Source organism: Herbaspirillum lusitanum (assembly GCF_026127345.1).
Taxonomy (GTDB): Bacteria; Pseudomonadota; Gammaproteobacteria; order Burkholderiales; family Burkholderiaceae_D; genus Herbaspirillum; species Herbaspirillum lusitanum.
In genome coordinates, this window is record NZ_QXFG01000026.1 from 1 (window position 1) to 9,656 (window position 9,656).

Consider the following 9,656-nt stretch of genomic DNA (forward strand, 5'->3'; position numbering starts at 1 on the left):
TTGAGCTTGTCGGCCAGCGGTTCCAGGATCTTGAAGCTTTCCGACGAACCCATGCCGCGACCGCCGGAGACGATGATCTTGGCGGCGGTCAGTTCAGGGCGATCCGACTTCGCCACTTCGCGCGAGACGAAGCTGGACTTGCCGAAGTCGGCGACGGCCGTCAGCGATTCGACTGCGGCGCTGCCACCTGTTGCTGCTGCATCGAAGCCGGTCGTGCGTACCGTGATGACCTTGATGGCGTCGGTCGATTGCACGGTGGCGATCGCATTGCCGGCGTAGATCGGACGCTCGAACGTATCAGGGCTGTCGACCCTGGTGATTTCGGAAATCTGCGCCACGTCCAGCTTGGCGGCCACGCGCGGCAGGATGTTCTTACCGTAGGCGGTGGCCGGGGCCAGGATGTGAGTGTAGTCCCTGGCGATGGCCAGCGCTTGCTCGGCAACGTTCTCGGCGAGGCCGTCGGCGAATTGCGGCGCGTCGGCCAGCAGGACCTTTGTTACGCCAGTAATCTGGGCTGCGGCATCAGCAGCTGCTTTCGCGTTATGACCTGCCACGAGGACGTGGACGTCGCCGCCGGCCGCTTTTTGCGTTTGTACGGCGGCGGTGATGGTGTTCAGTGTGCTGCCTTTCAGGCTGGCATTATCGTGTTCTGCAATGACAAGTGCGGTCATGTTGTCTCTTCCTTAAATGACTTTGGCTTCGTTTCTGAGCTTGGCCACCAAGGTGGCGACGTCAGGCACCTTCACGCCTGCGCTGCGCTTGGCCGGCTCGGCGACCTTGAGCGTCTTGACGCGCGGGGCGACGTCCACGCCCAGGTCTTCCGGCTTGACGATGTCCAGGGTCTTCTTCTTGGCCTTCATGATATTGGGCAACGTGACGTAGCGCGGTTCGTTCAGGCGCAGGTCGGTGGTGACGATGGCGGGCAAGGTCAGCGACAGGGTTTCGAGGCCGCCGTCGACTTCGCGCGTCACGGAAACTTTGCCGTCTTCGACCACAACCTTGGAAGCAAAGGTCGCCTGCGGCCAGCCCAGCAGCGCCGCCAGCATCTGGCCGGTCTGGTTGGAATCGTCGTCGATGGCTTGCTTGCCGAGGATGATCAGTTGCGGTTGCTCCTTGTCTGCCAGCGCCTTGAGCAGCTTGGCCACGGCCAGCGGTTGCAGGTCGAGGTCGGCCGGTGTTTCCACCAGGATGCCGCGGTCGGCGCCGATGGCCATCGCAGTGCGCAGGGTTTCCTGGCATTGCGTCACGCCGCAGGAGACGGCGATGACTTCGGTGACCTTGCCGGCCTCCTTCAGACGCGTGGCTTCTTCCACTGCAATCTCGTCGAAGGGGTTCATCGACATCTTGACGTTGGCGATGTCCACACCGCTACCGTCGGATTTGACGCGCACTTTGACGTTGTAATCGACAACGCGTTTGACTGATACCAGAACTTTCATGCTTGCGGTCTCCACAGAGTTCAAAGACGCGATGCCGGTTTTCACACGTGGCGAACCACCATGCCGTCATCACACGGACCGAAGTATTGGACTATCGGCGCAGCGCCGCAAACGATAAGAAGGAATCACCTTGTGCGCCGGTGTCATGAAGTCGCCGATCTTCGCAGGGGCGAAAATACCGGCGCAGCGATATTCTTTTACGTGCACCGCAGCAAGAAACTCAAGACGTGGAGTTGATCCGCAGGAGGGAGATTCAGCGTGGGAAAGGGTTTGCGCGGTATCGATGGAATCCGCGCCGCAGAGTTGATTCCAAATTCGCACAACTTCATTACTATTATTCGTTTGCTACCAGGGCTCCAAAAAAACAATAATTTTTCATCGAAAACAAGAACCACTGAAAATTTATTCCTTAGGAGCCACGCATGACGCAGCGCTATCAGTTATTCATCAACAACGAATGGGTCGATCCACTCTCGGGCCAATGGTTCGACTCGCTCGATCCGTTCAGCGGCGAAGCATGGGCGCAAGTCCCGCGTGCCAACAAGGATGACGTCAACCGCGCCGTCGAGGCCGCCTCGGCCGCAATGGAAGGTCCGTGGGGCACCATGTCGGCCACGGATCGCGGCCTGCTGCTGCACAAGCTCGGCACTTTGATCGAGAAGCACGCCGACACGCTGACGTTGGCAGAAAGCCGCGACAACGGCAAGTTGAAAAGCGAAGTTGGCGGCCAGGTGCGCTACATGGCCAAATACTTCTACTACTACGGCGGCCTCGCCGACAAGATCCAGGGCGCCGTCATCCCGATGGACAAGCCCAAGGTCTTCAACTACACCCGCTACGAGCCGATCGGCGTGGTCGCCACCATCACGCCATGGAACTCGTCGCTGCTGTTGACCGCGTGGAAAATCGCGCCGGCGCTGTGCGCAGGCAACACCATCATCGCCAAGCCATCCGAGCACACTTCGGTATCGATGTTCGAGCTGGCCAGGTTGTTTATCGAGGCTGGCTTCCCGCCGGGTGTGTTCAACGTCATCACCGGTTTCGGCGCTGAAGTGGGCGAGCCGCTGGTCACGCATCCGAAAGTCCCGCGCATCGCCTTCACCGGCGGCGACGAAGGCGGTCGCAAGGTCAACGTGCTCGGCGCGCAGCATTTCAAGCGCGTCTCGCTGGAACTGGGCGGCAAGTCGCCACACATCATTTTCGACGACGCCGATCTGACCCGCGCCGCCAACGGCGTCATCACCGGCATCTTCTCGGCCGGCGGCCAGACCTGCATGGCGGGTTCGCGCCTGCTGCTGCAGGAAGGCATCCACGACGAATTCGTCGAGCGTCTGGTGGCCATCGCCAGCAAGGCCAAGCTCGGCGATCCGACACTGCCTGATGTGCAGGTCGGCCCGGTGGCGACGCGTCCGCAATTCGAAAAGGTCATGGAGTACATCGGCATCGCCAAGAACGAAGGTGCACGCTGCGTGTTCGGCGGCAACGCCCGCACCGGTGAAGGCTACGGCGCCGGCCAGTTTGTCGAACCGACCATTTTCGTCGATGTCAGCAACGACATGCGCATCGCCCAGGAAGAAGTGTTCGGTCCGGTGCTGTCGGTCATCAAGTTCAAGGATGAAGAAGACGCCATCCGCATCGCCAACGACATCCGCTTCGGCCTGGCGTCGGGCGTGTGGACCACCAGTTTGCACCGCGCCATGCTCATGTCGTCGCGCATCAAGGCCGGCACCGTGTGGATCAACAACTACCGCTCGACCAGTTTCACCACGCCGTTCGGCGGCTACAAGGACAGCGGCACCGGACGCGAAGGCGGCATCGAGGCGGTCAAGGAATACCTCGACACCAAGAGCGTGTGGATTTCGACCGATCTCGACATGCCCGATCCGTTCATCCGCAAGTATTGATCTGCAAGTATCGATCTATGGCGTGGAACGGAGCGCGGCGACGTGGTCGCCGCGCAGCAGGTAACATGGTCTGCGCCACTACGCTACTGCAGCCGTGAAGAGACAAGGCGCCGGCCTCATTGCGATGCGGGACGGCGCCGCAACAGAACAGGTATGCATCATGACTACACAATCGGGTAAGCCCGCCAACTGCGATCTGCTGGTCATCGGCAGCGGCATTTCAGGCTTGTCGGCGGCAGTGTCCGCCGCCGCCGCAGGTGCGCGCGTGCTGGTGCTGGAGCGCTCGGTGCGCGAAGAGTTCGGCGGCAATACGCGCTGGACCGAATCCTATTTCCGCATGAAAAGCGATACTGAAGTCAGCGACGATTTTGAAGAGCGCCTCATCAGCAACGCCGGTTACAACCTCGACCCCAACATCATCCGGGAAGTCTCGGGCGAATACGCTACCTGGCCATCCTTCGTGAAGGCGCACGGCATGCCCGATCCGGAGCTGATTTCGACGCTGTCGGAACAGGCCGGGCCGACGGTGCAATGGCTCAAGGGTTTCGGCGTGCGTTTCGACACGCTGCCGACTTACTTCGTCACCGCTGCAGCGCCGCGTCTGATGCCGATCGGAGGCGGCCTGGCAATGATCGAAGCATTGCTGGCGCATGCACAAAAGATCGGCGTCGAATTCCGTTACGAGACGACGGCGACGAAGATGGAACGCGGCCTCGACCAGGTCTTCGGCGTTACCGTCACCGGACCCGACGGCCGCCAGGAAGTCCTGCGCGCCACCAACGTGATGATTGCGTCGGGCGGCTTCGAAGGCAATCCGGAAATGCTCACGCAATACCTCGGCAACAGCGCCAGGTTCGTGCGGCCGGTGGCGCGCGGCGGCTACTACAACCGCGGCGAAGGCATCCGCATGGCGCTTGACGCCGGCGCGGCGCCGGCCGGCGACTTCGGCTCGTATCATGCCGAACCGCTCGACCCGCGCTCGGGCGCAACCGAAGCGCTGGTGATGAACTTCACCTACGGCGTGCTGATCAACAAGCGCGGCAAACGTTTCCTCGACGAAGCGCCCGGCCCGGTCGACGTCCACTACGACCACATCTCGCGCGACATCGGCGAGCAGCCCGACGGCATCGCCTACGTGGTGTTCGACCAGAGCATCAACGACGTGCCGAACTGGAAGAAGAGCATCCGCACCGACCAGCCGGTGATCCAGGCCGACACGCTGCAACAGCTGGCCGAAGCTTGCGGCCTGCCGGCGGCGCCGTTCTTGCGCACCATCCAGGACTACAACGCCGCCTGCCCGCCGGGCGGCGCGTTCAAACCGCTGGAAGCGGACGGGCTGGCGACGCAGGGATTGGACATCAACAAGTCGAACTGGTCGCGCCCGATCGAGCGCGGCCCGTTCTGCGCTTACCCGATTATCCCGGGCATCTGCTTTACCTACGGCGGCGTCAAGACCAACAAGCAGGCGCAGGTGATCGACCAGGATGGCCGGCCGATCGCCGGTCTGTATGCCGCAGGCGAAGCCGCGGGTCTGTACTACCAGGTGTACACCGGCGCAACGTCGGTGATGCGCGGCGCGGTCTTCGGCAAGATCGCCGGCGAACACGCGGCAGCGGCGCTGCGCGCGCGCGCTCGCTGATTTCCGCATGCGCTGCACGGGATCGATCCGATCTCATGCAGCGCAGCGACACGGCAGTTTCGATGTATGCATAACAAGAGAGCGATGACTGGCACCGTCATCGGGGGCAGGTTCGCGCCTGTGCCTGAGCACGCGATTGCGGTGAAGGCATCAATTTCCCATTCCAGGAGACTTACATGAATATCAAGAACATCCTCAGGCATCCCGGCAGTTCCACGGCCGTGAAGCTGATGAGCGCCGCGGTCTGTTCCGCCTTGCTGTACGGCAGCGCCTCGGCGCAGCCGCAAGGCATCTCGGACAATGTCGTACGCATCGGCGTACTCACCGACCTGAGCGGCACCTTCTCCGATTTTGCCGGCAAGGGTGCGGTCGAAGCGGTCAAGATGGCGGTCGAAGATTTCGGCGGCAAGGTCAACGGCAAGCCGATCGAAGTGATCTCGGCCGATCACCTGAACAAGGCCGACATCGCCGCCTCGACGGCGCGCGAGTGGATCGATCAGCGCAAGGTCGACATGATCACCGACATCTCCGGCTCGGCCACCGCGCTGGCCACCATCAAGGTCGCGGCGGAGAAGAAGCGCATCGCCATCGTCACCGGCGGCGGCACCACGCGCGTGACCAATGAGGATTGCACGCCGTACAGCCTGCACTACAACCACGACACCGCAGCCATGGCCAATGTCGCCGGCAAGTACATCGTCAAGCAGGGCGGCAACACCTGGTACTTCCTGACCGCCGACTATTCCTTCGGCTACTCGCTGCAAGCCGACACCACCGCCGTGGTGGAAGCCAACGGCGGCAAGATCGTCGGCGTGGTCAAGCATCCGTTCAACACGTCCGACTTCTCGTCTTACCTGGTGCAGGCGCAATCGAGCGGCGCCAAGATCATCGGACTGGCCAACGCCGGCGCCGACACCATCAATTCGATCAAGACCGCCGCCGAGTTCGGCATGCTCAATTCCGGCAAGCAGAAGTTCGCCGGCCTGCTGATGTTCATCAACGACATCCACGCGCTCGGCCTGAAAGCCGCACAAGGTCTGTACGTCACCGAAGCCTTCTACTGGGACACCAACGACGAGACGCGCAAATGGTCGGAACGCTTCTTCAAGCGCGTCGGCAAGATGCCGTCGTCGATCCAGGCCGCCGACTATTCGTCGACGCTGCAATACCTGAACGCGATCAAGGCAACCGGCACCGACGATGCCGATGTCGTGATCAAGAAGATGAAGGAAACCCCGGTCAACGACTTCTACACCAAGAACGGCAAGATCCGCGCCGATGGCCTGCTGGTGCATGACATGTACCTGATGCAGGTGAAGACGCCGGCCGAGTCGAAGAAGCCATGGGACTACTACAACATCCGCGCAGTGGTGCCGGGCGATGAAGCCTATCCGTCGCTGGCCAGCGGCACCTGCAATTTCGCCAAGAAGCAATGACGAAAGCGGTCGTCGATGCGTAGGAAAATTCCCAGCATCACCGCATTGATGGCCTTCGAGGCGGCGGCGCGCTACCAGAGTTTTTCGCGCGCCGCCGATGCGCTGTCGCTGACGGAGGGCGCCATCAGCCGCCAGATCGCGGGACTCGAAGAGTTCCTCGATCTGCTGCTGTTTCATCGCGTCAAAAAGCGCGTGCAGCTGACCGACATCGGCAAGGCCTATTTCGCGCACGTGCGTGAAGACCTCAACCGGCTGGAACGCAATACGCTCAGCGCCATGGCTTACCAGGACGGACAGCAGATCCTCGAATTGGCGGTGATTCCCACCTTCGCCACCAAATGGCTGATTCCGCGCTTGTCGGAGTTCAGCCGCCTGCATCCGGAAATCGTGGTCAACCTGAGCGAGCGGGCGCTGCCTTTCCTGTTCGGCGATTCGGTGTTCGACGCCGCCGTGCATTACGAGCATCCGGCCTGGGCCGGCAATGCGCAGGAACTGCTGTTCGAGGAAGAGCTGGTGCCGGTCTGCAGCCCGCAACTGCTGGGCGGCAAGACTGCGCTCAGCATCGACGAACTGGCGGCGTATCCATTGCTGCAAAAGAATACGCGCGAAGACGTCTGGCGCCACTGGTTCGACATGCAGGGATTCCAGGGCCGCAATCCGGTCGGCGGACCGCGCCACGATCTGTTTTCGATGATTATCCAGGCGGCCTGCTACGGTCGCGGCATTGCACTGGTGCCGCGTCTGTACGTCGAGGACGAATTACGCAGCGGCGCCTTGCTGATACCGCTGGACCGGCCGATACGCGGCCTGAAGAAATATTGCGTGGTCTATCCCGAACATGAAGAAGCCTCGCCGACGCTCAAGCTGTTCATCGCCTGGCTGATGCAGGCGGCGCGCGAGCAATCGCATGGGCCGGCAATGCGGGCGGGCATCAACTGAAAGACAACATGGACATCATCCTGGAGACAAAAAACCTGACGAAGGAATTCAAGGGTTTTACAGCGGTAAGCAAAGTCAACCTGCAAGTCGAGCGCGGCCACATCCATGCGCTGATCGGCCCGAACGGCGCCGGCAAGACGACGTGCTTCAACCTGCTGACCAAATTCCTGGTGCCGACCTCGGGCCAGATCCTGTTCAACGGTCGCGACATCACGATGGAAGCGCCGGCGCAGATTGCGCGCCAGGGCATCATCCGTTCGTTCCAGATTTCGGCGGTGTTTCCACACCTGAGCGTGATGGAGAACGTGCGCATCGGTTTGCAGCGCACGCTCGGCACGTCCTTCCATTTCTGGAAGAGCAGCGACAGCCTCAAGCAACTCAACGACCGCGCCATGGCCTTGCTCGACGAAGTCGACCTGACCAGTTTCGCCGATACGCTGACGGTGGATTTGCCGTATGGGCGCAAGCGCGCGCTGGAAATCGCCACGACGCTGGCGATGGAACCCGAACTGATGCTGCTCGATGAACCGACCCAGGGCATGGGCCACGAAGACGTCGATCGCGTGACCGCGCTGATCAAGAAGGTCTCGGTCGGCCGCACCATCCTGATGGTGGAACACAACATGAACGTCATCGCCGGCATCTGCGACCGCATCAGCGTGCTGCAGCGCGGCGCCGTGCTGGCCGAAGGCACGTATGACCAGGTATCGAAGAATCCGCAGGTGATGGAAGCCTACATGGGCACCACTGCCGGCGCGCTGGAAGGAGCACACTGATGACGATCGTGACAAGTGCGGCGACATTGCAACAAGGCGGTATTGCATCCGCAACCGGCGGCACGCCGGCGCTGGAGATTTCCGACCTGCAATCCTGGTACGGCGAATCCCACATCCTGCATAACGTCAACCTGTCGGTGAACAAGGGCGAAGTGGTCACGCTGCTGGGCCGCAACGGCGCCGGTCGCACCACCACCTTGCGTTCCATCATGGGGCTGGTCGGTGCACGCAAGGGCTCGATCAGGATCAACGGCAATGAAACCGTCGCCATGCCGACCTACAAGATCGCGCATCAGGGCGTCGGTTATTGCCCGGAAGAGCGCGGCATTTTCTCGTCGCTGTCGGCGGAAGAAAACCTGATGCTGCCGCCGTTCGTGTCCAAGACTGACAAGGGCATGTCGATCGACGAGATCTACGACATGTTCCCGAATCTGAAGGAACGCCGCAACAGCCAGGGCACGCGCTTGTCCGGCGGTGAACAGCAGATGCTGGCGGTGGCGCGCATCCTGCGCACGGGCGCACGCCTGTTGCTGCTCGACGAGATTTCCGAAGGCCTGGCGCCGGTGATCGTGCAGGCGCTCGCGCGCATGATCCTGATGCTCAAGGCCAAGGGTTACACGATTGTGATGGTGGAACAGAACTTCCGCTTTGCTGCACCGCTGGCCGATCGTTTCTATGTGATGGAACACGGCCAGATCGTCGAGTCGTTCGCTTCGTCGGAACTCGAATCGAAGACGCAGAAGCTCAATGAGCTGCTCGGTGTCTGAGCGCCCGGCTGCGCCGTCATTTTGATCAACCCCTACCGCAAACGATGCTGACATGGAATTATTCGGAATCCCCTTAACCGCGTTGCTGAGCCAGTTGCTGCTGGGTCTCGTGAACGGCTCGTTCTACGCGATGCTGTCGCTGGGACTGGCGGTCATCTTCGGCCTGCTCAACGTGATCAATTTTGCGCACGGCGCCTTGTACATGCTCGGCGCGTTCGCGGCATGGGTAGGCCTGACCTATTTCAACATCAATTACTGGGCGATGCTGATCCTGGCGCCGCTCATCGTCGGCGCATTCGGCATCGTGATCGAAAAGACCATGCTGCGCTGGCTCTACAAGCTGGACCATCTGTACGGTCTGCTGCTGACCTTCGGCATCACGCTGATGGTGGAAGGCATCTTCCGTTCGATCTACGGCGTCTCCGGCCAGCCTTATTCGGTGCCTGACGCACTGCAGGGCGCGACCAACCTCGGTTTCATGGTCTTGCCGAATTACCGCGCCTGGGTCGTGCTGGCGTCGGTGGTGGTGTGTTTCTCGACCTGGTTCGTGATCGAAAAGACCCGTCTGGGCGCTTACCTGCGCGCCGGCACCGAGAACCCGAAACTGGTGGAAGCCTTCGGCATCAACGTGCCGCTGATGGTCACCCTGACCTACGGCTTCGGCGTGGCGCTGGCGGCATTCGCCGGCGTGCTGGCGGCGCCGGTGATCCAGGTGTCGCCGCTGATGGGCTCGAACCTGATCATCGTGGTGTTCGC

The 9,656-nt window shown here is 61.5% G+C and carries 9 protein-coding genes; 7 read left to right on the plus strand and 2 right to left on the minus strand.

The genetic code is table 11. The features are described 5' to 3' along the window. Together DXT88_RS23355 and DXT88_RS23360 are read right to left on the minus strand one after the other, a co-directional pair. Window positions 1-671, minus strand: a 671-nt coding sequence (locus DXT88_RS23355; protein WP_265215371.1) for an electron transfer flavoprotein subunit alpha/FixB family protein, incomplete at its 3' end; no start/stop codon positions are given. Window positions 672-683: 12 nt separating this feature from the next. Further along, the gene (locus tag DXT88_RS23360; RefSeq protein WP_265216253.1) at window positions 684-1,439 is read right to left on the minus strand and encodes an electron transfer flavoprotein subunit beta/FixA family protein; all 756 of its coding nucleotides are present in this window, start codon (window positions 1,437-1,439) and stop codon (window positions 684-686) included. Window positions 1,440-1,861: 422 nt separating this feature from the next. Here DXT88_RS23360 and DXT88_RS23365 point away from each other — a divergent pair, with 422 nt between their 5' ends. The 7 genes from DXT88_RS23365 to DXT88_RS23395 all read left to right on the plus strand — a co-directional run. Further along, window positions 1,862-3,343: an aldehyde dehydrogenase gene (locus DXT88_RS23365; protein ID WP_265216254.1), complete on the plus strand. Its 1,482-nt coding sequence runs from the start codon at window positions 1,862-1,864 to the stop codon at window positions 3,341-3,343. A gap of 160 nt (window positions 3,344-3,503) precedes the next feature. Next, window positions 3,504-4,982: an FAD-dependent tricarballylate dehydrogenase TcuA gene (tcuA, locus tag DXT88_RS23370; RefSeq protein ID WP_265216255.1), complete on the plus strand. Its 1,479-nt coding sequence runs from the start codon at window positions 3,504-3,506 to the stop codon at window positions 4,980-4,982. A gap of 176 nt (window positions 4,983-5,158) precedes the next feature. Next, on the plus strand, window positions 5,159-6,418 hold the full coding sequence (locus DXT88_RS23375) for an ABC transporter substrate-binding protein (RefSeq protein WP_407649397.1): 1,260 nt from the start codon (window positions 5,159-5,161) through the stop codon (window positions 6,416-6,418). A gap of 15 nt (window positions 6,419-6,433) precedes the next feature. Further along, window positions 6,434-7,357, plus strand: a complete 924-nt coding sequence (locus DXT88_RS23380) for a LysR family transcriptional regulator (RefSeq protein WP_029363438.1) — start codon at window positions 6,434-6,436, stop codon at window positions 7,355-7,357. An 8-nt stretch (window positions 7,358-7,365) separates the two neighbouring features. Then, on the plus strand, window positions 7,366-8,133 hold the full coding sequence (locus tag DXT88_RS23385) for an ABC transporter ATP-binding protein (RefSeq protein WP_265216256.1): 768 nt from the start codon (window positions 7,366-7,368) through the stop codon (window positions 8,131-8,133). After that, a complete protein-coding gene (locus DXT88_RS23390) occupies window positions 8,133-8,900 on the plus strand; it encodes an ABC transporter ATP-binding protein (RefSeq protein WP_016834230.1) in 768 nt (255 codons plus the stop codon). The genes DXT88_RS23385 and DXT88_RS23390 overlap by 1 nt, the downstream gene beginning before the upstream one ends. A gap of 52 nt (window positions 8,901-8,952) precedes the next feature. After that, on the plus strand, window positions 8,953-9,656 hold a 704-nt coding region (locus DXT88_RS23395), incomplete at its 3' end, for a branched-chain amino acid ABC transporter permease (protein WP_265216257.1).

Bases quoted from the DNA above. Each gene is read 5' to 3' on its own strand.
- DXT88_RS23360 (WP_265216253.1), bottom strand. From the start codon at position 1,439: ATGAAAGTTCTGGTATCAGTCAAACGCGTTGTCGATTACAACGTCAAA.
- DXT88_RS23365 (WP_265216254.1), top strand. From the start codon at position 1,862: ATGACGCAGCGCTATCAGTTATTCATCAACAACGAATGGGTCGATCCA.
- tcuA (WP_265216255.1), top strand. From the start codon at position 3,504: ATGACTACACAATCGGGTAAGCCCGCCAACTGCGATCTGCTGGTCATC.
- DXT88_RS23375 (WP_407649397.1), top strand. From the start codon at position 5,159: ATGAATATCAAGAACATCCTCAGGCATCCCGGCAGTTCCACGGCCGTG.
- DXT88_RS23380 (WP_029363438.1), top strand. From the start codon at position 6,434: ATGCGTAGGAAAATTCCCAGCATCACCGCATTGATGGCCTTCGAGGCG.
- DXT88_RS23385 (WP_265216256.1), top strand. From the start codon at position 7,366: ATGGACATCATCCTGGAGACAAAAAACCTGACGAAGGAATTCAAGGGT.
- DXT88_RS23390 (WP_016834230.1), top strand. From the start codon at position 8,133: ATGACGATCGTGACAAGTGCGGCGACATTGCAACAAGGCGGTATTGCA.